This is a genomic window from Nocardia grenadensis NBRC 108939 (assembly GCF_001613445.1).
GTDB classification, from domain to species: Bacteria; Actinomycetota; Actinomycetes; order Mycobacteriales; family Mycobacteriaceae; genus Nocardia; species Nocardia grenadensis.
Map to the genome: position 1 here is coordinate 15425 of NZ_BDCJ01000022.1, position 24598 is coordinate 40022.

The 24598-nt window shown below is 70.4% G+C and carries 21 protein-coding genes; 10 read left to right on the forward strand and 11 right to left on the reverse strand.

Annotation, left to right across the window (positions count from 1 at the left end):
- Positions 1-2487 (reverse strand): flavin-containing monooxygenase, encoded by a 2487-nt coding sequence (locus NGR01S_RS32035; RefSeq protein WP_218020816.1) that lies wholly within the window; start codon positions 2485-2487, stop codon positions 1-3.
- A 173-nt stretch (positions 2488-2660) separates the two neighbouring features.
- Here NGR01S_RS32035 and NGR01S_RS22840 point away from each other — a divergent pair, with 173 nt between their 5' ends.
- Positions 2661-3194, forward strand: coding sequence for a GNAT family N-acetyltransferase (locus NGR01S_RS22840; RefSeq protein WP_063040142.1), 534 nt, complete (start codon positions 2661-2663; stop codon positions 3192-3194).
- 34 nt (positions 3195-3228) lie between these two features.
- Here the strand turns inward: NGR01S_RS22840 and NGR01S_RS22845 are convergent, their stop codons facing one another.
- Together NGR01S_RS22845 and zapE are read right to left on the reverse strand one after the other, a co-directional pair.
- Positions 3229-4038 (reverse strand): tyrosine-protein phosphatase, encoded by an 810-nt coding sequence (locus tag NGR01S_RS22845; RefSeq protein WP_063040143.1) that lies wholly within the window; start codon positions 4036-4038, stop codon positions 3229-3231.
- Between the two features lie 158 nt (positions 4039-4196).
- Positions 4197-5213, reverse strand: a complete 1017-nt coding sequence (gene zapE / locus NGR01S_RS22850) for a cell division protein ZapE (protein WP_063040145.1) — start codon at positions 5211-5213, stop codon at positions 4197-4199.
- 35 nt (positions 5214-5248) lie between these two features.
- Between zapE and NGR01S_RS22855 the strand changes: the two genes are divergently transcribed.
- The 4 genes from NGR01S_RS22855 (at position 5249) to msrB (ending at position 9590) form a co-directional block, all read left to right on the forward strand.
- On the forward strand, positions 5249-6013 hold the full coding sequence (locus NGR01S_RS22855; protein ID WP_063040147.1) for a pyrimidine reductase family protein: 765 nt from the start codon (positions 5249-5251) through the stop codon (positions 6011-6013).
- Between the two features lie 81 nt (positions 6014-6094).
- Positions 6095-7645, forward strand: a complete 1551-nt coding sequence (locus NGR01S_RS22860; RefSeq protein ID WP_063040149.1) for an alpha/beta hydrolase — start codon at positions 6095-6097, stop codon at positions 7643-7645.
- 107 nt (positions 7646-7752) lie between these two features.
- Positions 7753-9099, forward strand: a complete 1347-nt coding sequence (locus NGR01S_RS22865; RefSeq protein WP_245664723.1) for a glycosyltransferase family 87 protein — start codon at positions 7753-7755, stop codon at positions 9097-9099.
- Positions 9100-9137: 38 nt separating this feature from the next.
- Positions 9138-9590: a peptide-methionine (R)-S-oxide reductase MsrB gene (msrB, locus tag NGR01S_RS22870; protein WP_063040151.1), complete on the forward strand. Its 453-nt coding sequence runs from the start codon at positions 9138-9140 to the stop codon at positions 9588-9590.
- A gap of 93 nt (positions 9591-9683) precedes the next feature.
- Here msrB and hemQ read toward each other — a convergent pair whose 3' ends face one another.
- The 3 genes from hemQ to hemE all read right to left on the reverse strand — a co-directional run bounded on the left by hemQ (position 9684) and on the right by hemE (position 12996).
- Positions 9684-10379: a hydrogen peroxide-dependent heme synthase gene (hemQ, locus tag NGR01S_RS22875; protein WP_063040313.1), complete on the reverse strand. Its 696-nt coding sequence runs from the start codon at positions 10377-10379 to the stop codon at positions 9684-9686.
- A gap of 86 nt (positions 10380-10465) precedes the next feature.
- A complete protein-coding gene (locus NGR01S_RS22880; protein WP_063040315.1) occupies positions 10466-11824 on the reverse strand; it encodes a protoporphyrinogen oxidase in 1359 nt (452 codons plus the stop codon).
- A 116-nt stretch (positions 11825-11940) separates the two neighbouring features.
- Entirely contained in the window at positions 11941-12996 is a 1056-nt protein-coding gene (gene hemE / locus NGR01S_RS22885; RefSeq protein ID WP_063040153.1) for a uroporphyrinogen decarboxylase, read from the reverse strand.
- A gap of 295 nt (positions 12997-13291) precedes the next feature.
- Here hemE and NGR01S_RS22890 point away from each other — a divergent pair, with 295 nt between their 5' ends.
- A complete protein-coding gene (locus tag NGR01S_RS22890) occupies positions 13292-13843 on the forward strand; it encodes a DUF3000 domain-containing protein (RefSeq protein WP_063040317.1) in 552 nt (183 codons plus the stop codon).
- A 38-nt stretch (positions 13844-13881) separates the two neighbouring features.
- Positions 13882-15237, forward strand: coding sequence for a ribonuclease D (locus NGR01S_RS22895; protein WP_084481610.1), 1356 nt, complete (start codon positions 13882-13884; stop codon positions 15235-15237).
- Positions 15238-15272: 35 nt separating this feature from the next.
- Here the strand turns inward: NGR01S_RS22895 and dxs are convergent, their stop codons facing one another.
- The gene (gene dxs, locus NGR01S_RS22900) at positions 15273-17171 is read right to left on the reverse strand and encodes a 1-deoxy-D-xylulose-5-phosphate synthase (RefSeq protein WP_063040155.1); all 1899 of its coding nucleotides are present in this window, start codon (positions 17169-17171) and stop codon (positions 15273-15275) included.
- Positions 17172-17402: 231 nt separating this feature from the next.
- Between dxs and NGR01S_RS22905 the strand changes: the two genes are divergently transcribed.
- On the forward strand, positions 17403-18068 hold the full coding sequence (locus tag NGR01S_RS22905; protein WP_063040157.1) for an SIMPL domain-containing protein: 666 nt from the start codon (positions 17403-17405) through the stop codon (positions 18066-18068).
- Between the two features lie 26 nt (positions 18069-18094).
- Here NGR01S_RS22905 and NGR01S_RS22910 read toward each other — a convergent pair whose 3' ends face one another.
- Both NGR01S_RS22910 and NGR01S_RS22915 read right to left on the reverse strand, forming a co-directional pair.
- Positions 18095-19480, reverse strand: coding sequence for a class I SAM-dependent RNA methyltransferase (locus tag NGR01S_RS22910; protein ID WP_063040159.1), 1386 nt, complete (start codon positions 19478-19480; stop codon positions 18095-18097).
- Positions 19481-19486: 6 nt separating this feature from the next.
- A complete protein-coding gene (locus NGR01S_RS22915) occupies positions 19487-21475 on the reverse strand; it encodes an APC family permease (protein ID WP_063040161.1) in 1989 nt (662 codons plus the stop codon).
- 187 nt (positions 21476-21662) lie between these two features.
- Here NGR01S_RS22915 and NGR01S_RS22920 point away from each other — a divergent pair, with 187 nt between their 5' ends.
- Complete coding sequence (locus tag NGR01S_RS22920; RefSeq protein WP_063040163.1) at positions 21663-22334, forward strand: potassium channel family protein; 672 nt, start codon at positions 21663-21665, stop codon at positions 22332-22334.
- Entirely contained in the window at positions 22331-23050 is a 720-nt protein-coding gene (locus NGR01S_RS22925) for a potassium channel family protein (RefSeq protein ID WP_063040165.1), read from the forward strand. The genes NGR01S_RS22920 and NGR01S_RS22925 overlap by 4 nt, the downstream gene beginning before the upstream one ends.
- Positions 23051-23084: 34 nt before the next feature.
- On the opposite strand, the gene shbA is transcribed toward NGR01S_RS22925, so the two are convergent.
- Positions 23085-23723: an RNA polymerase sigma factor ShbA gene (gene shbA, locus NGR01S_RS22930; protein ID WP_084481611.1), complete on the reverse strand. Its 639-nt coding sequence runs from the start codon at positions 23721-23723 to the stop codon at positions 23085-23087.
- Positions 23724-23865: 142 nt separating this feature from the next.
- Positions 23866-24597: a DUF3159 domain-containing protein gene (locus tag NGR01S_RS22935; RefSeq protein WP_063040167.1), complete on the reverse strand. Its 732-nt coding sequence runs from the start codon at positions 24595-24597 to the stop codon at positions 23866-23868.
- Between the last annotated feature and the right edge of the window lies 1 nt (position 24598).

A 24598-nucleotide genomic window follows, 5' to 3' on the forward strand; every position in this document is an offset into this window, starting at 1 on the left:
TCAGGTTCGCGAGGACGCGCCGGTGGCCTGTGTCTCGGGTTCGGAGGCCGCCGATTCCGAATCGCCGATTGCCCGTTCCGGTGTCTCCGGTCCGGCGGCAGACACCGAACCGGTGGCCGGTGCCCGCTCGGCGGTCTCGGCCGCTACCGGGTCGGTCGTTCCGGGAGCCGGTGCCGAACCCGCCGTTGCCGCGGGCGCCGTGCCGCCGGCGCCGGCAGCCGGTGTCCGGTCGGTGGCGGCGGCCGACTCCGTGCCCGTGCTTCCGTTCGCCGGTACCGGATCGGTCTCCACCGGTTCGGCGCCGTCCGGTGCCGTGGTGGCTGTACCCGGTTCCGTCGCCTCCCGGGTGCCGGGCTCGGCGGTGGACGCGGATGCCGCGCCCGCCGGGGCCTCGCCGGGTGTCTGCGGATCGGGTGACGGCGGCGCGGAGTTCTCGGCGGCCGCCGCGGCCGCAGCCGCTTGGGCCGCCCGCATATCGAGCCGGACCGTGGGGCTATTGGATCGTGCGGCGATACCGGCCGCCCGCTTTTCGGCCGCCGCCCGCCGGGCCGCGTCCCGGGCGACGTCCACCGCCGACTGCTGCGCGGCGGGAGGCGGCTCCGTGGGTTGTGTGTCGGCGGACGGCGCCGCGTTCTCCGGATGCGGCGTGTCCGGCGGCTGTGGGGCGTTCACCGGCCACCGGGTGTGCACCGCCGCGGGCGCGGGCCGGGACTGCTCCACCGGTTGCGGAGGTGCTCCGGGCGCGGTGTGCGGTTCCGGTCCGGCCGGGTGCGCGGCAGGCATCGCAATGATCTTCGTCCGCTCGTCGGCGCCCGGGAGAGCCGACTCCGGCAGTTTCACGGTCGGCGATTCGGAGGCCACCGGTCGCCCGCCGGACGAGTCGGGGCGCGCGGCACCGGTGTGAATCGGTTCGGTCGCACCGGTCGGCGGGGACGCCGGCTGCGGTGGCGACAAGGGCGGCTGCGGCTGCGACGAGGGCGCACCGTAGGCGTCCGCGCCGAGAGGCCGGCCCACGGACCCCCGTTTCCGGCGCGACACCACCTTGTAGTCACCGGGCCGGGCCGGACGCACCCATTGCGCGGCACGGGCCGCGAGAGGCAACTTCACCCCGAGATCGGCGAGCAGTTCATCGATATCGCGCAGGGCGTAAGGCGTCACCGAGGTACCGTGCGCGTGGTGACCGCCGGTGTACTCGTGCATCCAACGCAAGCGGGCCTCGATCCGCTCGCTCATCGTCTCCGCGGGCGGCAGGGACAGAGTCCGGGTGAGCAGGGCCGAGGTCCAGTGCGCGCCGACCTCCGCACCCACCGCACTCAGCAACGAGGAGTTGTAACCGGCGAAGGTCAGATGCGGTACCTGCAACGGCAGGATCTGCCGGTACAGCCGGAAATTACCGTTGTCGTCGGTGAGCTGGCGCTGCACGTACGGGGTCAGGAACGGGACCCGCTGCTGGAAACCGGTGGCGCAGACAACGATATCCGCACGGATCAACCGGCCGTCGGACAATTCGGCATACGGGCCGCCCTGGCCGCCACCCAGCGCGGCGACCTCCGTCCCGCCGCACACGGTGATCCGGCCGGCCGCGACCTGATCGGCGAAATCATCGGCGACCAGGCCGAACGCGGCCTCGTGGGCCCGGTCGAACCGCACCGGCGGCACCAGCCCGAGCTCCGCGGCCCGGGACCGCTGGGCCACCAGCGCTTCGATGAGATCGAGGTTGCTCTCCCGGAAGGAACGGCCCGGGCCGTGCAGCAGGCGCTCGAACCGGCCGGGCTCGGGATGCCGGAAATGGGCGGTACCGGTGCGGGTGAGCAGCACCCGTTCGGCGTCCAGCCCGGGGGCCGGCCGGCGCGGCATCTTCCACAGCAGCCGACGCGCCACCACCGTGGTCTCGGCGGCCACCCGGCTGATCTCGGTGGCCAGGTCGCAGGCTGCCGCGCCGTAACCGACCACCACGACCGAACGGTCGCGGACCGCGTCCACATCCAGGAACTGGGTGCTGTGCCCCAATTGGCCTCCGGCACGCCCGAATTCGGTCATTCCCGCGAAATCGGGGAGCTCCGGTTCGCTGAACACACCGTTGGCGATGACGAGGTGATCGCAGGAGGTGCGGTGCACACCGTCGAGATCGCGTATCTCGAGCAGCCAGCCGCCGTCGACCGGGTCGGCCGCCACCACTTCGGTGCGCAGCCGGAGGCGATCGGTCAGCCCGAAGGCACGCACGTAGCTCGCCAGGTACTCCTGCATCCGGGCTCCGTCGAGCACCCGCGGGTAGTCGGCGGGCATCGGATGGTCGGAGAAGTGGTAGGTGTACTTGCTGCTCTGCGCGCGTAAGCCCGGGTAACGGCGAGTCTCGCTCCACACGCCGCCGATATCGGGGGCTCGGTCGAAAACCTCGACCGCGAACCCATCCTCACTCAGGACCTTCGCGCAGACCAGACCCGCGATACCCGCACCGACGATCGCGATGCGGTTCCCGCTCCTCATGGGCGAGAGATTACGTCGGATGTGTCCGGAGGCAAAGCCGGAGGCTCTATTACGCCTATCGCCGCAGGTCGCACGAGTCCACCGGAACCTCGGACCAGCTGTCCGCAGAGCGGGCCCGTACCGTCCGGACCAGCGCAACACCGGAGGCCGTACCGCTGTGGTCTCATGGGGATATGACCACTGTCACCGTGGACCGGGCCGGACTGTGGGACGCCGAGGCGCTCAGCGATGTCGCCGCCGCGACGTTCCCGCTGGCCTGCCCGCCGGGTTCGGATATGGAAGATATCGAGGTATTTCTGGCGGAGGTGCTCTCCGGTGAACGGTTCGGGGAGTATCTGTCCGATCCGGCGCGCACGGTCCTCAAAGCGGTCGCGGACGACGAGATCGTCGGATACGCCATCCTGCACAGTGGGCCGCCCTCCGATTCCGCGGTGGCGGCGGCGGTCGCGCTGGATCCAGTGCTCGAGATCAGCAAGATGTATGTGCTGCCGGGCCATCACGGCACCGGAGTGTCGAGCGCGCTCATGCACGCGGCCCTGGAGCAGGCCCGCGGGGCCGATTACGCCGGCGTCTGGCTCGCCGTGAACCAGGAGAACCTGCGGGCGCAACGCTTCTACGCCAAGTACGGCTTCGAGCAGGTGGGTACCCGCACCTTCACCGTCGGGCGTCAGGTGCACCGGGACTACGTACTGCGACTCGAGTTCTGAGCGTCGGCCGGACCGGTGGCCCGCCGGCGCGGTCTCAGTCCAGCATGCGCTGTTTCAGCGCGTCGACCTCCGCGGAGCTCAGCCCCAGGCCCTCGCTCACATAGCGGTCGAAACCGCCGTAGCTCACCGCGACCTGATCGAAGGCGGCGTCGAGCCATTCCCGCTGGACCCCGCCCACCGGGTCGCCGGCCGCAGCGCCGCGGTAGTGGTTGGACAGCAGATAGTCCTCGGTGACCGTGGTCCGATCCACCCCGAGCAGCGTGAGCAGTACCGCGGCGGTCCAGCCGGTCCGGTCCTTGCCGGCGGTGCAGTGGAAGAGCACCGCGCCGGCGTCGGGACCCCGCCCCGACGCCGCGATATCGCGCAACACCCCGGCCACCGCCTGGTTCGCGCCCGGGGCGGTGATGAACGCCCGGTACAGGTCGCTGCCACCGGCGAGGGTCGACACGAGTTCCGGCAGCGGGGCGGCACCGATCATGTCGTACCAGTGGGCGCGGGCACCGGCGGGGATCCGGTCCGGGCCGAGCGCGCGCTCGTAGACCGTGCGCAGATCGTCGACGGTACGGACTCCGCGCCGGGTCAGTTCCGTGAGATCCGTGGGCGTGAGGTTTGTGAGCTGATCGGTGCGGAACGCGATACCGGTGCGTACGGTGCGCCCGTCCACGGTGCGGTAGCCGCCGAGATCACGGGCATTGGGAGCGCCGGTCAGGTGTAGCGACCGGTCGACGGTGAGCACCTCCGCGGCCGCCGGCGCCATGGTGACATCCGCCGCCGCGACCGGGCCGAAGGCGATCAGGGCACCGGTGAGAACAGCGGCCGGTACACGCGCCGAACGATGAACCATGCGCGGAACTCCCCTCGCTCGCCGGCACCCCCGCGTGGCGTGCCGGACTCAGCAAACCAACCCCGGGGTTCGGGGTCAACCCGAAAACGGCGCGTCGTCGCACGCCGCGCGGATCGACACCCGGCGGCCGGAACGACCCGGCTACCGCAGGGCCGCGCTCAGGCCGGGACCTCGAAGCGGGACAGCGCCAGCAGGCGCGAGATCGCCCGTAGGTACTTCTTGCGATAGCCGCCGTCGAGCATCTCCGAGGAGAAGATCTCGTCGAGTTTCGCTCCCGAGACGGTCACCGGGACGCCCGCGTCGTAGAGCCGGTCGGCCAGCACCACCAGGCGCAGGGCCACCGCCTGATCGTTGACCGGATGCACCCCGGAGACGAACACCGCCGACACCCCGTCGATCAGCGCGCCGAATTTCGACGGGTGCAGGGTGCTCAGATGGCGCAGCAGGGCATCGAAATCGTCCAGCGTCGCCGCCGGGGTGCCCACCGCCCGTTCGTTCAGCTGCGCATCACTGCTGGGTTCCGGGGCCGGCGGCAGATCCCGGTGCCGGTAGTCGGGGCCGTCCACCCGCACCGTGTCGAAGATCGAGCCGAGCTTCTTGATCTCGCGCAGGAAATCCTGCGCCGCGAACCGGCCCTCGCCGAGCTGCCCGGGCAATGTGTTGGAGGTGGCCGCCACCGAGACGCCGCTCGCCGAAAGCTCGGTGAGCAGCCGGGAGACCAGCATGGTGTCCCCCGGATCGTCCAGTTCGAATTCGTCGATGCACAGCACACTGTTGGCCGACAGCCGCTCGACCGCGTTGCCGAAACCCAGCGCGCCGACGAGGTTGGTGAGTTCACCGAAGGTGCCGAACGATTTCGGCGCCGGCGCGTTGTGGAAGATCGAGGCCAGCAGGTGGGTCTTGCCGACACCGAACCCGCCGTCCAGGTACAGCCCCGCGCCCTGGGCCGGCTTCTTCTTCCCGAAGAAGGATTTCTTCTGCGCGGCCTTGTGGATGCCGGTGACCTTTTCCGCGAAGGCACGGGCCGAGGCGACCGCCGCGGCCTGGCTGGGCTCGTTCGAGTCGGGAATGTAGGTATCGAAACCGACCTCGTCGAACATGGGCGGCGGTACCATCTGGGCGACCAGCTGGTCGGCGGGGACCTCCGGGCGGCGGTCGACGAGGCGATCTGGCATGGACGTAGCCTAGTGACGTGGTATGAGCTGTTGGTATGCAGCGTATCCCCGATGCGATCCAGCTCACAGACCTCGACAACGACGCGCTCGCCGATCTGTACGCCTACCCGGGCGGGCCGGACGACAGTCGGCTGCGGGTCAATTTCGTCTCCAGTATCGACGGCGCCGTCACCGGATCCGGCGGCGTCTCGGGTGCGCTGGGCACACCGGCGGACAAACGGGTGTTCCATCTGCTGCGCGAATTGTGCGATGTCGTCCTGGTCGGCGCGGGCACGGTACGCGCGGAAAACTACGGGGGCGCGCAGACCGACCCGGGCCTGCGCCGGGAACTGTTCGCCCGGGGCATCGGCGGCCACGCCGAGGGCGACCCGCCGCCGATCGCGATCGTGACCGCCTCCGCCGCACTGGACCCCGGCCATCGGGTGATCGCCACCGCCCGGACCCCTACGCTGATCCTCACCACCGCGGCGGCGCCCGCGCAGCGGGTACGCGCGCTCGCCGCGGCGGGCGCCGAAGTGATCGAGATCGGGGACGAGATCATCGCGCCGCAGGCGGTCCCGGAGGCGCTTGTGGCGCGCGGGTTGCGGCGGATGCTGTGCGAGGGCGGACCGCAGCTGTTCGGCTCGCTGGCCGGCGCAGGCACGGTCGACGAGCTCTGCCTGACCACCGCGCCGCTGCTGGTCGGCGGGCCAGCTCGCCGGATCTCGGTGTCGCACGAGGAATTCGGGATGCGGATGACACCGGCGCATGTACTGCTGGACCCGGACGGGACGATGCTCACCCGCTGGGTGCGTGCCTGAAACCCGAGCGGCGCACCTGCGCGGCGGGGCCCGGGCGTCCCGATCCGGCGGATCCGATCCGGACCTGGCAGGGTATAGCGCATGCGCTGGACTCGGGCAGTGGTGCCGGCCTCGGCACTTTTGATCATGATCGCCGGTTGCGGGGCCGGTCCCTCGGACCGCCCGCACGTCGCCGTCGAACGTCCACCTGTGCCAGGCGAATCCACCACCTCCGCCCAGGTTCCACCGCCGCCCGCCGCCGAGGTCCCGAAGAAGGACCTCGCGTGGCGGGAGTGCACCCGGGAAACATTCGACCAGGCCGGGATGGGCCCGGGACCCGCCGGGCTGGTGCTGGAATGCGCCGATTTCTCCACCCCGATCGACAGCGCGGGCTCGGTGCTGGGCAACTTTCGTACCGGCGCGGTGCGCGCCCGGTTGCCGCAGACCCCGCCCGACGCCGCACCACTGGTCCTGACCTCCGGGGTGGACCGCTCCTCCGGCGCCACCCTCGCTGGGCTGGCCACCGGTCCGGCGAGCGCCCTGCTCGGCGCCCACCCCGTGGTCGCGGTGGACCGCCGGGGTATCGGCACCTCCCAGCCGATCGACTGTCTGCCCGCCGATATCCGCAGTGGTCTGCAGGACAACGCCCAGTTCACCCCGGGCGGTGACGCGGTGACCGGTATGTCCGACCTGTCCCGCAACGGAACCATTTCCTGCCGGGACTTCCTGCAGCCCTACGACGGCACCTTCGACGCCGCACACGCCGCCGACGATATCGAGCAATTGCGCCGCGAGTGGAATGTCGACCACATCGCCGTGCTGGGTACCGGCAGCGGCGCGCTGGTGGGCCTGGAGTACGCCCGCAAGTACGGTGATCGGCTGGCCCGGCTCGTCCTCGACTCCCCCACCCCGGTGGGTGTGGACACCGTCACCCGGACCGAGACCGCGGTCCAGGGTGCCGAGGCGGCGCTGTCGGCATTCGCCCAGCAGTGCGCCGGTATCTCGTGCTCGCTCGGACCCGATCCGCGCGCGGCCGTGACCGAACTGATGCAGAAAGCGGCCGACGGGCAGCTCGGCGACATCTCGGCAAACGGGGTCCGCACGGCCGTCACCGGGTTCCTCGGCAACCCCCGCGCGGACCAGACCGGCCGGATCGGCGTACTCGCCGACGCCCTGTCCGCGGCCGGGCGCGGCGACCTGGGCGCGCTGAAGGGACTGATCGATCAGCAGGAGGCCGCCACCGCGACCGACGGCCAGTTCGTCAACGGCTGCACCGATATGCCGCAGACTCCGCCCGCGCCGCAGGTCACCGACCTGACCGGTATCTGGGCGCAGAAGTATCCGGCGTTCGGCCGGGCGACGGCCCTGTCGATGCTGGCCTGCTTGGCATGGCCGGTGACCGAGGCGCCGGCGGCGCTGGAGAAACTCCAACTGCCGGTACTGGTACTCACCGGTGTGGCCGACCCGGTGACCGGGATCGCCCAAGCCTCGGTGACCGGTGCCCTCGGGGCCGCGGGCGCCCGGACCTCGACCATGACCTGGCAGGGCTGGGGTCACCCGGTGAGCGCGCACTCCGGATGCGCGCAGACCGCGCTCGTAACGTATCTGAAGGACGGGCGGCTGCCCGGCGACGGCACCGCCTGCCCCGCCTGACCGGTACTGCCCGAAGGCGCCTCGCGCAGGGTCCGAGGCGCGCCTGACCGGCGCGTCGAGGGTGGGCCCCGGCAACACCACGGCACCGCCCGGTGTACCGTGCCGTGGTGTTCCTTCGACAGCTCGAGCCCCGCACTGCTCGAACAACCGCCGACGTGATCCGGTTCGCGCTCTGGCCACTGGCGGTCATGACCGTGCTGAACCGGGTGTTCATCCAGGCTGTCAACGGTTTCGTGACCGACGACTACAAGCCGGTCTACCAGGCCTCGCTGGATTTCCTCAACGGGCGCGAGGTCTATACGGCGAATTTCGATTCGGTCGACCCGCACTACCTGTACCCGCCCAGCGGCACCCTGCTGATCGCGCCCATCGCGGTGATCGACTACGAGAAGTCGCGCTGGCTGTTCATCCTGCTCAACGCTGTCGCCATCCTGATCGCCTGGTATCTGCTGCTGCGGCTGTTCAACTACACGCTGCGCTCCATCGCCGCCCCGGTCCTGCTGCTGGCCATGTTCTTGTCCGAGACGGTGATCAACACGCTGGTGTTCACCAACGTCAACGGATGCCTGCTGCTGGCGGAGATGCTGTTCCTGATCCTGCTACTGCAACGAAGAGACCTGTGGGCCGGGGTGATCATGGGTCTGACGATCGCCGTGAAACCCACCCTGGCACCGCTGTTGCTGATAGCCCTGGTGCGCAAACAATGGAACGTGGTGATCGGGGCCGCCGGCATCCCGCTCGTACTGACCGCGATCGCCTGGCCACTGTCCCGAGATCCGGACAAGTTCTTCACGGGTACCTTCCCCTACCTGTTGGAGACACGCGACTACTTCAACAGCGCTATTCCCGGCAACGCCGAGTACTACGGGTTACCGCCCTGGCTGACCTGGGGCATCCGCCTGTCGATGGCGGTGCTGGTGCTGCTCTCGTTGTGGATCCTGTACCGGTACTACCGCGAAGATGAGCTGTTCTTCGTCACGACCTCCGCGGGAGTCCTGCTCACTGCGGAATTCCTCCTGTCCTCACTCGGCCAGATGTACTACTCGATGATGCTGTTCCCGTTCCTTATGTCGGTGGTGCTGCGCAATTCCGTGCTGCGCAACTGGCCGGCCTGGCTGGCGGTTTTCGGGTTCATGTCCTACGACAAATGGCTGTCGCACCGCTGGCCCGATATCGGCCGCAATCTGGAATACCTGCGGATCACCTTCGGCTGGGGCCTGCTGCTGGTCGTCGTGTTCTGTGTGCTCGGCGACCGGTACCTGGCCGCCCGGCGCGCGGGCCGGTTGCCGCGGCTGGACCCGGTGTGGATGGCCGAGGCGCCCGACTCCCGGGATGCCGGAGTGGACGATTTCGCCGCACCGGCCCCGCCGGTCCGGTCCTCGGTCGCCGGCCCCGGGGCGGAGCCCGAACGAGCCGGTGCGCGCGTGGTCGAGACGCAGGCCGTCCGCGGCTGATACGGGACGCGCCGCGGCACACGTATTAGCGTGGAGGCATGAGTTCCGAAACGGACGCGACCGATACCTCCCTGCCCGCCCCGAAGATCCAGCTCAGCCCGCAGGAGTGGCGGGCCAGGCTGGACCCCGCGGAGTACGCGGTGCTCCGCGAAGCCGGCACCGAGCGACCGTTCACCGGCGAATACACCGACACCACCGCCGAGGGGGTGTACAGCTGCCGCGCCTGCGGCGCCGAACTCTTCCGGAGCACGGAGAAGTTCGAGTCGCATTGCGGATGGCCGTCCTTCTTCGATCCGGCCGACTCGGACGCGGTACTACTGCGTGAGGACACTTCGCTGGGCATGCGCCGCGTCGAGGTGTTGTGCGCGAATTGCCACAGCCACCTCGGGCATGTCTTCGAGGGCGAGGGATATCCGACACCGACCGACAAGCGGTACTGCATCAACTCGATCTCCCTGCGCCTGCAACCCGCGACCGATACAGCACAGTGACCCGGCCCGCGTCCGGGCAGCACGTCATATGACAACCGCCCGGCGGATATCCCCCTACCCGGGGCCTCCGCCGGGCGGTTGTCCGACTGCCGGTCAGGGTAGTGCGGCGATGAGCTGATCGAGTTCGACCCGCGGCCCGGTGTAGAAGGGGGTCTCCTCCCGGACGTGCATCCGGGCCTCGGTGGCTCGCAGGTCGCGCATCAGATCGACGATGCGGTGCAGTTCCGGCGCCTCGAACGCGAGAATCCACTCGTAGTCGCCGAGCGCGAACGAGGCGACGGTGTTGGCTCGCACATCGGGATAGCCGCGGGCTTCCTTGCCGTGATCGGCGAGCATCTTGCGGCGTTCGTCGTCGGGCAGCAGATACCACTCGTAGGACCGGACGAACGGATAGACGCAAATGTAGTTCCCGGGTTCCTCGCCGGCCAGGAACGCCGGAATATGGCTCTTGTTGAACTCGGCGGGCCGGTGCAGCGCCACATTGCTCCAGACCGGGGTGCTCGCCCGGCCGAGTTCGGTGGTGCGCCGGAAATCGGCGTAGGCGGCCTGCAGGTCCTCGACCCGCTCGGCATGGCTCCAGACCATGAAATCCGCGTCGGCGCGCATACCGGCCACATCGTAGATACCGCGCACCACGACACCGCGATCGGCGAGCCCGTCGAAGAATTCGCGGGCCTCCTTCAACGTTGTGGCGCGGTCGTCCCCGAGCACTCCGGGCCGCACCTGGTACACGGAGAACATGAGATAGCGGATGGTGGAGTTGAGAGACTGGTAATCGAGTCGCGCCATAGCCCCATCGTGCCACTCGCCGGATCGTCGCGGGGGCGGGGCCGGTCGATCGGCGGCCCGGCTGCCCGGAACCCGATGTGCGGTGTTCAGGCCGGTGCCGGAGCCGCCCCGCCGGCGATACGCGCCGCGGCCCGCGTCGCCGCAGCCACGCACGCGGGCACCCCGACACCGTGCAGGTAGGCGCCGGTCACCGCGAGATCGCCGAAAGCGGCCACCGCGGATTCGATCTCGGCGACCCGTTCGGTGTGCCCCGGGGCGTACTGGGCGAGCCCACCCGGCCAGCGCTGCACGATCGCGGACCGCGGAGTGATCGGCAACCCCGTGACGGTGGCGAGGTCGGCGGCGGCGGCATCGATGAGTTCGGCATCGGACAGGCCCAGCACCGCGTCGTCACCGAATCGGCCGAACGAGACCCGCACCAGGGCCGAGCCCCGCGCGGCCAGATGCGCCCATTTCCGGCTGGACAGGGTGAACGCCTTGGCCCGCAACGGCTCCCCCGTCGCGACCAGCACACCCGAATTCGCCGGCAGTGCGGTGTCCTTCGGCAGTTCCAGTGCGACCAGGGCCGAGGAGGACAGCTCGATCCCGGCGGCCGCGCGCGCCGCCACGGGCGCGATATCGGCCAGCAACCGGGCCGTCACCGGTGCCGGGGTCGCGAGGACGACCGCCTCGAATTCCCCGAGCGGTTCCACCGTCCAACCACCCGGTATCCGCCGGAGACCGGTGACGGCGGTGTCGCCGACCGTGGTGGCCGCCGTCCGACCGGCCAGCGCGTCCAGCAGCGCGCCGTAACCGTCACGCAGCGCCCCGAACACCGGTGCGCCGGAAGGTGGGGGCAGTGCGGCCGCTACCGCCTCGGTGAGGCTCCCGGCGCCACGGTCCAGCGCGGCCGCGAGTGTGGGCAACGCCGCGCGGAGCCCGATGGACCGGGCAGAACCGGCATACACGCCGCCGAGTAGCGGGTCGACACTGCGCGCCACGGTCTGTTCCCCGAAGCGATCGGCCACCAGCGAGCAGACATCGATATCGGCACCGGGCCGCCACGTGAGCGGACGCCGCGGTTCGGCGGCGATACGCGCCACCGTCGCGACATCGACCAGTCCCTCGACAGCCGCCGCATCGGCCGGGATACCCATCAGTGTGCGCTCCGGCAGTGGATGGGCGCGCCCCTGCGACCAGATCAGCGGGCGCAGACCGGCCGGATGTACCAGCTGGTCGGCAATGCCCAGCTCATCCAGCAACTCGGGCACCTCCGGCCGCCGGCCGACGAACGCCTCCGCGCCCAGATCGACCGGTTCGCCCGCGATCTCGCTGGTCCGCAGCACCCCGCCGAACCGGTCCCGGATATCGGCCACCGTGATCGCGGCCGATTCCCCCAGCAGCCCGCGCAACCGGTAGGCCGCGACGAGCCCGCTGATCCCCCCACCGACCACCGCGATTCTCATCCCCCGACCGTATCCGGCGCCCGCGCACCGCGCGATCGAGCCCTCCGCACCCGAAACCCCCACCCGGCCGGGAGCGTCCGGTCCCGGGAGTCGATGTCAGGACGGGCGCCGCGGCCTCACAGCTCGTGGACCAGCTCCACCAGCGCCGTGAGCACCCCGGGATCGGTCTCGGGCAGTACCCCGTGACCCAGATTGAAGATATGGCCCGCGGCGCCCATGGCCAGCGCCGAATCCGCTTCGTCGGCGATCCGGCGCGCTTCGGCCTCCACGACCGGCCAGCCCGCGAAGAGCACCGCGGGATCGAGATTGCCCTGCAATGCTTTTCCGGGACCGACCCGCCGTACCGCCTCGGTCAGCGGCAGCCGCCAATCGACACCGACCACATCGGCCCCGGCCTCACCCATCGCGCCGAGCAGTTCCCCGGTGCCCACCCCGAAATGGATCCGGGGCACCCCGGCGTCGGCGAGTTCGGCGAAGACCCGTTCCGAATGCGGCAGCACATAGCGGCGGTAGTCGGCCAGCGCGAGCGCGCCGGCCCACGAGTCGAACAGCTGCACCGCGTCGACTCCGGCCTCGAGCTGGGCCCGCAGGAACACGATGGTGATATCGGTGAGCACTCCCAGCAGCGCGTGCCAGGCCTTCGGATCGCCGTGCATCATGGCCTTGGTGCGCTCGTGGTTCTTGCTGGGGCCGCCCTCCACCAGATAGGACGCCAGCGTGAACGGCGCACCCGCGAAACCGATGAGCGGAGTTTCCCCGAGCTCGGCGACCAGCAACCGCACCCCGTCGGTGACCGCGCCCACTTCCTCGGGCCGCAGCCGGGGCAGCGCCTGGATATCGGCGGCCGTACGGACCGGTGCGCTCACCACCGGACCGACACCGGCGACGATATCGAGGTCGATTCCGGCGGCCTTGAGCGGAACGACGATATCGGAGAACAAGATCGCCGCGTCGACGCCGTGGCGGCGGATCGGCTGCATGGTGATCTCACAGACGAGTTCCGGGTCGAAACACGACTCCAACATCCCGATACCTGCCCGGACCTCGCGGTATTCCGGCAGCGACCGGCCCGCCTGGCGCATGAACCACACCGGCCGCCGCGCCGGTGTGGCGCCGGTGGCGGCGGCCAGGAACGGGGCATCGGACAACCGGCGGCGCGTATATGTGCTCATCACCCGCCATCGTATGCGGCCCCACGCGGCCCGGCGCGCAAGGCCGCACAGCACCGCCGGGAGCGCTGATCCGCCGTCCTGGGCGGCGGCTGTGTACGCCGTCCGGCGAGTTGCGCGCTGTTTACCACGCTCGGGCCCGTCCATGCAGCAACAACGGTCGCCCGGCGCGCCTCCGCCCACCCCGGGGGCTACGGGTCTACCGTCATTCCCCGTGACACCGCTCGATATCCGCGACGGCGCACCCGACGACGGGCCCGGCGATGAACCCGCAGCGTTTCGTGCCGCCGTCTCGTCGATGGGCGCCGCATCCGTACATCCGCGGATCGAGCTCTCCCCGATCCGTCCGCCGCAGCGTCTCGCCCCGTACTCCTACGCGCTCGGCGCCGAGGTGATCCACGAGGACTCACCCGTCGTACCGATCGACTCCGACGGCGACGCCTTCGGGCGGCTCATCCTGCTCCACGACCCCGGTGGGGACGAGGCGTGGCACGGCGTCTTCCGGCTGGTCGCCTATATTCAGGCCGATATCGACGGCGCGCTGGCCGCCGATCCGCTCCTGCCGGAGGTCGCCTGGAGCTGGCTGGTGGACGCCCTGGAATCCCGGGAGGGGCCGTTCACCGCGCTCGGCGGTACGGTGACTTCCACCAGCTCGGTGCGCTACGGAGATATCGCGGGTCCGCCCCGCGCGCATCAGCTGGAACTACGGGCCTCGTGGACGGCCCGCACCACCGAGATGCGCCCCCATGTCGAAGCGTTCGGGGAAGTCCTGGCCTATGCGGCGGGTCTGCCGCCGGCGGGCATCACCGATCTGCGGCCCTCGCCGGTCGGCGAGACCGACCGTGGTTGAATATCGGACGCAGCCTCGGCCACGTAGAGTGGCCCTTTATGCCGGTAGTAGAGGAGCCCGAACACCTGTCCGGTGACCACCCGGATGGTGGCACCGGCCTGTCTCCGGCGTCCGATTCGGGCCCGTGCGCCGAGGCCACCGATTCCGGTCCGGCCGAGCCCACCGCGGTACCGCTGCTGGTCCCGGCCGAGGGTGTCCCCCCGGTCTGCCGTACCGCCGAGGGCGTAGCGGCGGCCGCGGAGCGTCTCGCCGCCGGATCCGGGCCGCTGGCGGTGGACGCCGAACGCGCCTCGGGTTTCCGGTATTCGTCGCGCGCGTATCTCATCCAGTTGCGCCGGGCCGGGGCGGGCACCGTGCTCATCGACCCGATACCGGTCGCCGACGCGCTCGCACCGCTGGCCGCGGCGATCAACGGACTCGAATGGATTCTGCACTCGGCCGACCAGGACCTACCCGGCCTGGCCGAGCTGGGCCTGCGCCCGGCGGTGCTGTTCGATACCGAACTGGGCGGGCGGCTGGCCGGGTTCCCCCGGGTCGGTCTGGCCGCCATGGTCGAGCAGTTGCTCGGCCGGGAGCTGCGTAAAGGGCACGGCGCCGCGGACTGGTCGACCCGGCCCCTTCCGGAGGCGTGGCTGAACTACGCCGCACTCGATGTGGAACTGTTGATCGAACTCCGTGCGGCTGTGGCCGCCTCGCTGGCCGAGCAGGGCAAAACCGATTGGGCCGCGCAGGAGTTCGAACATATCCGGCTACTCGAACCGGCCACGCCGAAACCGGACCGCTGGCGGCGCACCTCCGGCATCCATACGCTGCGCCGGGCCCGCCAGCTGGCGATTGTGCGAGAATTGTGGACCACCCGCGACACCCTGGCGCGCGGCCGCGATATCGCGCCCTCCCGGATCCTCCCGGATTCCGCCATCATCGCGGCCGCCAAGGCCGAACCCGCCTCGATCGGGCAGCTGCGCGAGCTACCGGTGTTCGGCGGCCCGCGCCAGCGCCGCTACTCCAGGGAATGGCTGGGCGCGGTGGAACGCGCGCGCGCTCTGCCGGACGAGGACCTCCCCCGGATGAGCCAGCCCTACGACGGACCGCCGCCGGTCAACCGCTGGGAACGGCGTGATCCCGCCGCCGCGGCCCGGCTGGCCCGGGCACGCGCGGTGATGACCCACATCTCCGAGCGGGTGGCGGTACCGGTGGAGAACCTGCTGTCGCCCGATCTGGTGCGCCGGCTGTGCTGGGACGGTCTGCCCGATTACCGCGGCGGGCCGGAGGCCGCCGGTGAGGTCACGGCGGCGGTCGACGGCTTCCTGAAGAGCCACGGTGCCCGGCCCTGGCAGCGCGAACTCGCCGCACAGCCACTGGCCGCCGCCCTGATCGATCCTCCGCCGAGCTGACGACCGCCCGCGGGCACGGGCGGCCGCGGGCGGGGCTAGCGTGCGTCCAGCCAGCCGGTGACTCGGCGGGTGATATCGGGGGCGGTCAGACCCAGCTCCTGGCGCACCTGCGCGATACTGCCGTGCTCCAGGAATTCCTGCGGAATGCCGATATCGCGCGCGGGCACGTCCAGACCGGCGGCCCGCAGCCGGGAGGATACGGTCGCCCCGATACCCCCGTGCAGACCGCTGTCCTCCAAGGTGACCACCAGGCGATAGTTCTCGGCCAGTTTGACGACGGTATCGGATACCGGCAGCACCCACCGCGGGTCGATGACCGTAGCGGTGACTCCGTCCGCCTCCAGCAGCTCCGCGGCCTGGAGCGCGGCCGGTACCAGGGCACCGACGGCCACGAACAGCACATCGCCGCGCTGGGCCTGCGCCGACGGCCCCTCCCGGTCCGGCAGCCACAGCACATCCACGCCGTCGAGCCGCTCGATCGCCCGGATCTCGGCACCCACACTGTCCTTGGGGAACCGCAACGCCGTCGGCCCGTCGTCGACCGCCAGCGCCTCGGAGAGTTCCTCGGCCAGGGTCGCGGCATCCCGCGGGGCGGCCACCCGCATACCGGGCACGATGCCGAGGAGTGACAGATCCCACATACCGTTGTGGCTCGCGCCGTCGGCGCCGGTGACCCCGGCACGGTCCAATACCAGGGTGACCGGCTGTTTCAGCAACGCGACATCCATCAGCAGCTGATCGAAGGCCCGGTTCAGGAAGGTCGAGTAGATGGCCACCACCGGGTGCAGGCCGCCCAGCGCGAGACCCGACGCCGAGGCCAGCGCGTGCTGTTCGGCGATACCGACATCGAAGAGCCGATCCGGGAAACGTTCGCCGAACGCGGACAGCCCGGTGGGCCCGGGCATGGCTGCGGTGATCGCGACGATATCGTCGCGGCGTTCGGCGTGGGTGATGAGTTCCTTGGCGAACACCGAGGTCCAGCTGGCCGCGGACCCGCTGCTCACGGATTCGCCGGTGAGCGGGTCTATGGGGCCGCAGGTGTGCATCTGATCGGCCACATGGTTCTCGGCCGGCTCGTAGCCGTGCCCCTTCTGGGTGACCGCGTGCACCACCACCGGGCCGCCGAAATCCTTGGCGTGCCGCAGCGCCGACTCGAGCGCGACGAGATCGTGGCCGTCCACCGGGCCGACGTATTTGAGACCCAGATCGCTGAACAGCTCCTGCGGGCTCACCGCGTCCTTTATCCCGGCCTTCACCGCGTGCACCATCGAGTACGCGGAATCACCCACGCCCGGAATGCTTTTCAGGAACCGGCGGCCCGTGTCGAGCATATGCTCGTACACCGGCTGGGTGCGCAGGGCCGTGAGCCGGTCGGCCAGCCCGCCGATGGTGGGGGCGTAGGAACGGCCGTTGTCGTTGACCACGATCACCACCGGGCGGTCCTTGGCCGCGGCGATATTGTTCAACGCCTCCCAGCACATACCGCCGGTGAGGGCCCCGTCGCCGACGACCGCCACGACATGGCGGTCCTGCCCGGTGAGCGCGAAGGCCTTGGCCAGGCCGTCGGCGTAGGACAGCGACGCCGAGGCGTGCGAGGACTCCACCCAGTCGTGTTCGCTCTCGGCACGGCTGGGATACCCCGACAACCCGTTCTTGCGGCGCAGGCTGTCGAAGCGGTCCTTGCGACCGGTCACGATCTTGTGCACATAGGCCTGGTGCCCGGTGTCGAAGATCAACGGATCGGCGGGCGAATCGAATACCCGATGCAGGGCGAGGGTGAGTTCCACCACCCCGAGGTTGGGTCCCAGGTGCCCGCCGGTGACGGCGACCTTGTGCACCAGGAATTCGCGGATCTCGGCCGCCAGCTCCCGCAGTTGCGGTGCCGAGAGCCGACGCACGTCTTCGGGCGTATCGACCCGGGAAAGCACTCCCACCTGATTCGCTCCCTCCGGATAGCGCAGTAGATCCGACCAGTCTAGGAGCCGCGGCCGACTGCACCACCCGGGCGGCAAGCCGTGCCCACCTCCGTACCGGGCCGGAACCGCGGTCCGGCGTACCGGTCCAGCCTAAGGTGAGGGGCGGGTGCCGCGCGAACCGAGTCCGGCCGCGGGCCCCGGGACGGCGGCGCACCGACGAGCGCCGCACACCGACCGCGAGGAGACCGGATGACCCAGCCACCGGCGGGAACGGTAACCGTATTCGGATACGGCACCGTCCGCGCCGCCCCCGACCTGATCGTGCTCTCGATCGGCGTCGAATGTCGCGCGAGCACCGTCGGACTGGCCTACGACCGGGCGGGCCGGAGCGTGACGGCGCTGACGACCGCGTTACGCGAAGACGGTGTCCCCGGCACCGATATCGGCACCGGCATGCTGTCGGTGCGCTCGGATACGGCCTGGCAGGACGGTACCGCCCGGGTGGTCGGCTATATCGCGACCAGCACGCTCACGGTCACACTCGCGGCCGCGGCCGATCCCGCGCGACCGGCGCCGTCGGAGGTGGTGGCCCATGCCGTGGCAGCGGGCGGCGACGACGCGCGGCTGGGTGGGCTGCGGCACACCTTCGCCGACCGGGAACGGCTCCTGGCGCGCGCCCGTGATGCCGCCTGGGACAACGCGCTGGACAAGGCGCGGCAGTACGCCCGGCGCGCCGCCCGCGAACTGGGTCCCGTGCTCGAGATCACCGAGCACACGACCGCGCCGCCGCCGACCCAGCCCGCTGAGCCCGGCGGGATCCGGATGGTGGCCGCGGCCGCGCCGGCGCCCGTGCCCATCGAATCCGGGGAGACCGAGATCACCGCGACACTGCGGGCCACCTGGCAGCTGAAGTAGGGCGCCGCGGCGCCGCACCGATCCGGTCAGCGCTCCAGGAGTGCAAGGCATTCCACATGATGGGTCGCCGGAAACGCGTCGAAGGCACGCAACGCGGTCAACCCGTAGCCGGCGTCCAGGTAGAGGCGCAGGTCCCGGGCGAACGACGCCGGATCGCAGCCGATGTGCACGATCCGGTCCGGCGCCGCGGCGGCCACCGCGTGCACCACCGGTTTACCCGCCCCGGCCCGCGGCGGATCGAGGACCACCACCCGTGGCCGCGGGTGGTGGTGTCCGGCCGCCCACTTCTCGACCCGCCCGGTGCGCAGGTCCAGCCACGGCAGATCGACCAGGGCGGCATTACCGGCGGCGACCGCGGCCGGTGCGGATTCCAGCGCCCGCACCGCGCCGGTCGGGCCGACCTGTTCGGCCAGGCGCGCCGCGAAAACCCCCGCGCCGCTGTACAGGTCCCACGCGGTCGCGCCCACGCCCGCATCGGCCCAGTCGGCGACGACATCCGAATAGCACTGCGCGGCACCGTGGTGCGCCTGCCAGAATCCGGCCACCGCCACCTCCCAGCGCCGCCCGGCCACGTACTGCACGGCCCGGCCGCTGCCCTCGACCACCCATTCGTCGCGGTCCGCGTGGGTGGCGGCGCGCCGGGCCGCCGTGCGCCGCCGCTGCGCACCCGGCGCCTCCGGCTCCGCGCCGGGCCGGCCCGCGCCGTCCCGCGGACCGCGGGTGCGTCCGGTACGCCGGTCGGCACGGCCTCCGGGGCCGGAACGGCCGGCGTACCGGTCACCGCCGCGCCGGCCGGTGTCGGGTATCGGCGGAGCGATTTCGACGATATGCCGGGCCCCGGTGTCGTCGACCGCGATCACGAGCTCCGCGCCGGGCGTCCAGCGGCGCCGGTCGATATCGTCCAGGGCGCCGGGCACGGGTTGCGGACACCGGAGGTCGGTGAGCACCCCGGTGCTGCGGTAGCGGTGCACACCCGCCCGGCCCGCCATATCCACCACGAGGCGGATCCGGGTGCGCCAACCGGCGGTGCCATCACCGGCGCCGGTGATGGGTTCCACCTCGACCGCGCGTTCGATCCCGGTAATGCGGCTCAGCTGTTCGGCGACCACCGCGGCCTTCAGCTGCCGCTGCGCCACCGCGGTGGCGAAGGAGAAATCGCAGCATCCCGCCCCACCCGGGCCCGATACCGGGCAGGTGGCGGGGATCCGGTCCGGTGAGGCCTCCAGGATTTCCACGGCCTCGGCCCGGCAGAACGCGCCGCCGCGGTCCTCGGTGACCCGCGCCCGCACCAGCTCACCGGGTAGGCCGTGCCGGACGAACACCACCCGGCCCTCGTGGCGTGCCACACAGAATCCCCCGTGCCCGGGCGGCCCGAGCCGTACCGACAGCACCCGATCGCGCCATGAACTCATCGGACCTCACCCATTGTCGCCGTAGCCGCGCCGTACCGCGCCCGGTGCCGCGGGTTCGCCCGCCGCCCGGGCGCGCGCCGAAGAACTCAGCTGCCACGGCACGCTGGTCACCATCACACCCGGTTCGAACAGCAACCGGCCCTTCAGCCGCAATGCGCTCTGATTGTGCAGAACCTGCTCCCACCAGTGCCCGACCACGTATTCGGGGATGAAGACGGTCACCACATCGCGTGGGGCGTCCTTGCGCACCCGCTTCACATAATCGAGCACCGGTTTGGTGATCTCGCGGTAGGGCGATTCGATAACTTTCAACGGGACCGGATTATCGCTCTTCTCCCAATCCCGCACGAGGGCCCGGGTGTCGTCCTCGTCCACGTTGACCGTGATCGCCTCGAGCGTATCCGGCCGCCCGGCCCGGGCGTAGGCCAATGCCCGGCGGGTCGGCAGGTGCAGTTTCGACACCAGGACGATCGAATGGGTCCGGCTCGGCAGGACCCCGTCCCATTCGTGTTCTTCCAGTTCCCGGGCCACCGAGTTGTAGTGGTGGTGGATCATCTTCATGATCACGAAGATCGCCGCCATGGTCACGATGGCGATCCAGGCGCCGGCGAAGAATTTCGTCACCAGCACGATTACCAGGACGGCCCCGGTGGCCACCAGGCCCAGCGCGTTGATGGCCCGGGACCGCATCATCCGGCGCCGTTCGGCCGGATCGGTCTCCCGGCCCAGCAACCGGCTCCAGTGCCGCAGCATGCCGGTCTGACTGAGGGTGAACGAGACGAACACCCCGATGATGTAGAGCTGGATCAGCCGGGTCACTTCCGCGTCGAACGCCACCACGAACGCGATCGCGCCGACCGCCAGGAACAGGATCCCGTTGCTGAAGGCGAGCCGGTCGCCGCGCGTGTGCAGCTGGCGGGGCAGGAAGCGGGCCTGGGCCAGGACCGAACCCAGGACCGGGAATCCGTTGAACGCGGTATTGGCGGCCAGTACCAAGATCACCGCGGTCACCGCGGCCACGAAGTAGAAACCGGGGGTGAAACCGCTGAACACCGCGTGCGCGATCTGGGCGATCAACGTTTTCTGGTGGTAGCCCTCGGGCGCGCCGACGAGTTGTTCGGGATCTTCGGCGAACACCACGTGCGCCTGGCGCGCGAGCACGATCATGCCGAGCAGCAATACTATGGCGATCGTCCCGAGCATCAGCAGGGTCGTCGCGGCATTACGCGATTTGGGTTTGCGGAAGGCCGGCACGCCGTTGCTGATCGCCTCGACACCGGTGAGCGCCGCGCAGCCGGAGGAGAAGGCGCGGGCGAGCAGAAAGATCAGCGCCAGTCCGGCCAGATGCTCCTCCTCGGCCCGGAGTTCGAAACCCGACGATTCCGCGCGGACTTCGTCACCGAGTACGAAGATCCGGATCAGCCCCCAGGCGAGCATGGTGAACATTCCGAACAGGAAGGCGTAGGACAGCAGCGCGAACGTCCGGCCGGACTCACGTACCCCGCGCAGGTTCATGGCGGTGATGAGCACGATGGCGGCCACCGCGAAGAGCACCTTGTGGGTCGCGACGAAGGGGATCGCCGAGCCGATGGTGGACGCGGCCGATGCGATCGAGACCGCGACCGTGAGCACATAGTCGACCAGCAGCGCGCTACCCACCGCCAGGCCGGCCGTGGGGCCCAGGTTCGTGGTGACCACCTCGAAGTCGCCACCGCCGGACGGGTAGGCGTGTACGTTCTGGCGGTAGCTGGTCACCACGATGACCAGTACGACCGCGACCGCGAGGCCGAGCCACGGGGCGTACGCGTAACCGGCCAGCCCGGACACCGACAGCACGAGGAAGATTTCCTCGGGCGCGTACGCGACCGAGGACATCGCGTCCGAGGCGAACACCGGCAGCGCGATCCGTTTCGGCAGCAGGGTGTGGCCCAGGGAGTCACTACGGAATGGCCGCCCCAACACCAGACGCTTGGTGGCGGTCGTCAACTTCGACACTGGACGGAGCATAAGCCCCCGTGCCCCGGTGCGCTGCGACGCACCACTGCACGGCGGGGTTTGGCCGCCCCCCGCGGGGGGAACGTGGCTGGGGGCGAGAACCAGCGGGTACGGTTCGGTTTCGCAGCAGCCACACGGCTGTTTCACTTGCCGCAGGGCACACACCGAGTCAGGAGCGAGGTTCACGGTGTACGTGGTGATCATGGGTTGCGGCCGGGTGGGGGCGTCGCTGGCCCGCGCCCTGGTCCGGATAGGTCACAAGGTCGCCGTCATCGACCGCAATCCGGACGCGTTCCGCCGCCTGGGCCCGGATTTCGCGGGTGAACAGGTCGTGGGCGTCGGATTCGACCGCGATGTCCTGCGCCGGGCAGGTATCGAACGGGCCGGTGCCTTCGCGGCCGTCTCCTCGGGCGACAACTCCAACATCATCTCCGCGCGGGTGTCGCGGGAGATGTTCGGTGTCGAACGTGTGGTGGCCCGTATCTACGACGCCAAACGTGCCGCCGTCTACGAACGGCTCGGTATCCCGACCATCGCCACCGTGCCCTGGACGACCGACCGTTTCCTGCACACACTGATCGGTGACGCGGGCACCACGACCTGGCGTGATCCCACCGGGACCGTCGCCGTCGCCCAGCTGATCCTGCACGAGGACTGGTACGGGCGCACGGTCAGCGAGCTGGAGGTCGCCACCGGCGCCCGGGTCGCGTTCGTCATCCGGTTCGGGCAGGGCATCCTGCCCGACGCCAAGACAGTCGTCCAAGCCGACGACATCGTGTACGTGGCCGCCACCTCCGGCTCCGCCGGGGAAGCCGTCGCGCTGGCCGCGAAACCTCCAGCCGATAAGGACCGATCATGAAAGTGGCCATTGCCGGAGCCGGCGCCGTCGGCCGCTCCATCGCCCGCGAACTACTCCGGGCGGGCCACAGCGTCATGCTGCTCGAACGCCAGCTCGACCATATCGACCGCGAGGCGGTGCCCGAAGCGATCTGGGTCCATGCCGACGCCTGCGAACTGCAACTGCTCGAGGACGCCGGGCTGGAGGACTACGAGGTCGTGATCGCCGCGACCGGCGACGACAAGGCCAACCTCGTCCACAGTCTCCTGGCCAAGACCGAATTCGGAGTGCGCCGGGTGGTCGCCCGGGTCAACGATCCACGCAACGAGTGGCTGTTCGACGGCTCCTGGGGTGTCGATGTGGCCGTCTCCACCCCGCGCCTGCTGGCCTCTCTTGTCGAAGAGGCGGTTTCGGTGGGCGATCTGGTCCGCTTGATGACCCTGCGGCAAGGGCAGGCCAATCTGGTCGAACTCACCCTGCCGCCGGATACGACGCTGGCCGGTAAACCTGTGCGCAATCTGACCCTGCCGCGGGATTCCGCGCTGGTCACCATCCTGCGTGGCGGGCGGGTCATCGTGCCGCAGCCCGACGACCCTTTCGAGGGCGACGACGAACTGCTGTTCGTCGTCTCCGCGACCGCCGAGGAGGAACTGCGTGCGGTGCTGGCACCGCACGGGATGGAACCGCAGACCGGCGCCACCACCGGCCTGTCCCCCGCGCAAGACGCCGAATACTGACCACCCGAGAGCACTCGGCCTACGTCCGCGGCCGTCAGGCGGCGACGGGCCGGGCCGCCCGCGCGCGCAGCTTGTTCAACGCGCGGTACTGCATGACCCGGATCACGCCCGGGCTGGTGCCGATCGCCGCCGCGGTCTCGGCCGCGCTCCAGCCCAGGACGATCCGCATCACCAGCACTTCCCGGTGCACGGGGTTGAGCTGCTGCATCAGTCCGCGGGCGAGGGCGCCGCGTTCGGCCGCCAGCGCCCACTCCTCGGGGCCGGCCGCGGTGCAGACCGCTTCGGGGACCTCGGCCACCGGATAGGCCGGATGGACCTGCGCGCCGCGGAACGCGTCGGACACCTTGTTCGCGGCGATGCCGTAGACGAAGGCGAGGAACGACTTCCCCTGATCCCGGTAGCGCCCGATGGCGTGCACGGTGGCCATCAGCACCTCTTGCGCCACATCGTCGGCAGTGACGTGCAGATGGTTGGCGCTGCCCAGACGGGTCCGGCAGTAACGCTGGACCAGGGGCTGGACCAGTCGCAGGATCTCGGCCACGGCGGCGCGGTCGCCGTCGGCCGCCGCCGGGACGAGGACGTCCAGTTCGGCGGAGATCCGGCGGCTCTGGGACCGCACCGGATGTTCGGATCCCCGCTCGGGGCGGGTGATCGGGTGCTGCTCGGTTCGCATTCGCCAATCCTCTCGGGAGATCGTCTTCACCAACGATCGTCCGATGAACGGCGCGTACGGGATAGACACCAAAGGGTGGGTCCTGGTCCACCCTTCCGGATGACGCCGACCCGCACCTCCGGATGACGCGGCGCCGCGAGAGTCAGGCCCGGCCGGCGGAATGCCGTCCGGAGCCGGCGGGCAGATGTCCGGCGCGGCGCACCGCCCAGACCGTCACCACCAGCGCGACGGCGGTGAGCGGCCAGCCCATCGCGATCCGCGCGGTGGCGAGCCAGCCTGTGCTGTCGGTGTCGTAGAGGTGGTTCTGAACCAGGTAGCGGGCACCGAAGACGAGTACCCACGCCACGGTCGCCAGATCGTAGAGGCGGACCACCCGCGGATCCGCACGCCAGTCGCCGCCGTGACCGTTGAGGACGCCCCACACCACCCCGACCAGGGGTCGTCGGACGATTATCGAGATCAGGAAGGCGGCACCGTAGATCAGGCTGGTGTAGATCCCGAACAGGAAGAAGCCCTTGGCCTCGCCCACCCGCCAGGCGATCAACGCGCAGATACCCACGCCCACGAACCCGGAGACGGCGGGCTGGATCGGCTCGCGGCGCACCAGCCGCCAGACCAGGATCGCCGCTGCCACCCCGAGCGCGGCCCAGATGGCCGCGGCGAGCCCGAACAGGGTGTTCACCGGGACGAAGACCAGTACCGGCAGCGTCGAGTAGATCAGGCCACCGAAGCCACCCAGCTGTTCGAGCAGGGTCCGCTCGTCCGGTTCCTCAGAGGTGTCGGTGGTGGCATCGGCCCGGGCGGCTGGCGCGGTCTCGGAAGTGGTCGCGGCCCGGGGCAGCGGTCTGGTGGCGTACTCGTCGCTCGATGGCATA

What these genes read in the sequence shown, in the direction of transcription:
- NGR01S_RS32035 (WP_218020816.1), bottom strand. Translation starts at nt 2,487, where the DNA reads ATGAGGAGCGGGAACCGCATCGCGATCGTCGGTGCGGGTATCGCGGGT.
- NGR01S_RS22840 (WP_063040142.1), top strand. Translation starts at nt 2,661, where the DNA reads ATGACCACTGTCACCGTGGACCGGGCCGGACTGTGGGACGCCGAGGCG.
- NGR01S_RS22845 (WP_063040143.1), bottom strand. Translation starts at nt 4,038, where the DNA reads ATGGTTCATCGTTCGGCGCGTGTACCGGCCGCTGTTCTCACCGGTGCC.
- zapE (WP_063040145.1), bottom strand. Translation starts at nt 5,213, where the DNA reads ATGCCAGATCGCCTCGTCGACCGCCGCCCGGAGGTCCCCGCCGACCAG.
- NGR01S_RS22855 (WP_063040147.1), top strand. Translation starts at nt 5,249, where the DNA reads ATGCAGCGTATCCCCGATGCGATCCAGCTCACAGACCTCGACAACGAC.
- NGR01S_RS22860 (WP_063040149.1), top strand. Translation starts at nt 6,095, where the DNA reads ATGCGCTGGACTCGGGCAGTGGTGCCGGCCTCGGCACTTTTGATCATG.
- msrB (WP_063040151.1), top strand. Translation starts at nt 9,138, where the DNA reads ATGAGTTCCGAAACGGACGCGACCGATACCTCCCTGCCCGCCCCGAAG.
- hemQ (WP_063040313.1), bottom strand. Translation starts at nt 10,379, where the DNA reads ATGGCGCGACTCGATTACCAGTCTCTCAACTCCACCATCCGCTATCTC.
- NGR01S_RS22880 (WP_063040315.1), bottom strand. Translation starts at nt 11,824, where the DNA reads ATGAGAATCGCGGTGGTCGGTGGGGGGATCAGCGGGCTCGTCGCGGCC.
- hemE (WP_063040153.1), bottom strand. Translation starts at nt 12,996, where the DNA reads ATGAGCACATATACGCGCCGCCGGTTGTCCGATGCCCCGTTCCTGGCC.
- NGR01S_RS22890 (WP_063040317.1), top strand. Translation starts at nt 13,292, where the DNA reads ATGGGCGCCGCATCCGTACATCCGCGGATCGAGCTCTCCCCGATCCGT.
- NGR01S_RS22895 (WP_084481610.1), top strand. Translation starts at nt 13,882, where the DNA reads ATGCCGGTAGTAGAGGAGCCCGAACACCTGTCCGGTGACCACCCGGAT.
- NGR01S_RS22905 (WP_063040157.1), top strand. Translation starts at nt 17,403, where the DNA reads ATGACCCAGCCACCGGCGGGAACGGTAACCGTATTCGGATACGGCACC.
- NGR01S_RS22910 (WP_063040159.1), bottom strand. Translation starts at nt 19,480, where the DNA reads ATGAGTTCATGGCGCGATCGGGTGCTGTCGGTACGGCTCGGGCCGCCC.
- NGR01S_RS22925 (WP_063040165.1), top strand. Translation starts at nt 22,331, where the DNA reads ATGAAAGTGGCCATTGCCGGAGCCGGCGCCGTCGGCCGCTCCATCGCC.
- shbA (WP_084481611.1), bottom strand. Translation starts at nt 23,723, where the DNA reads ATGCGAACCGAGCAGCACCCGATCACCCGCCCCGAGCGGGGATCCGAA.
- NGR01S_RS22935 (WP_063040167.1), bottom strand. Translation starts at nt 24,597, where the DNA reads ATGCCATCGAGCGACGAGTACGCCACCAGACCGCTGCCCCGGGCCGCG.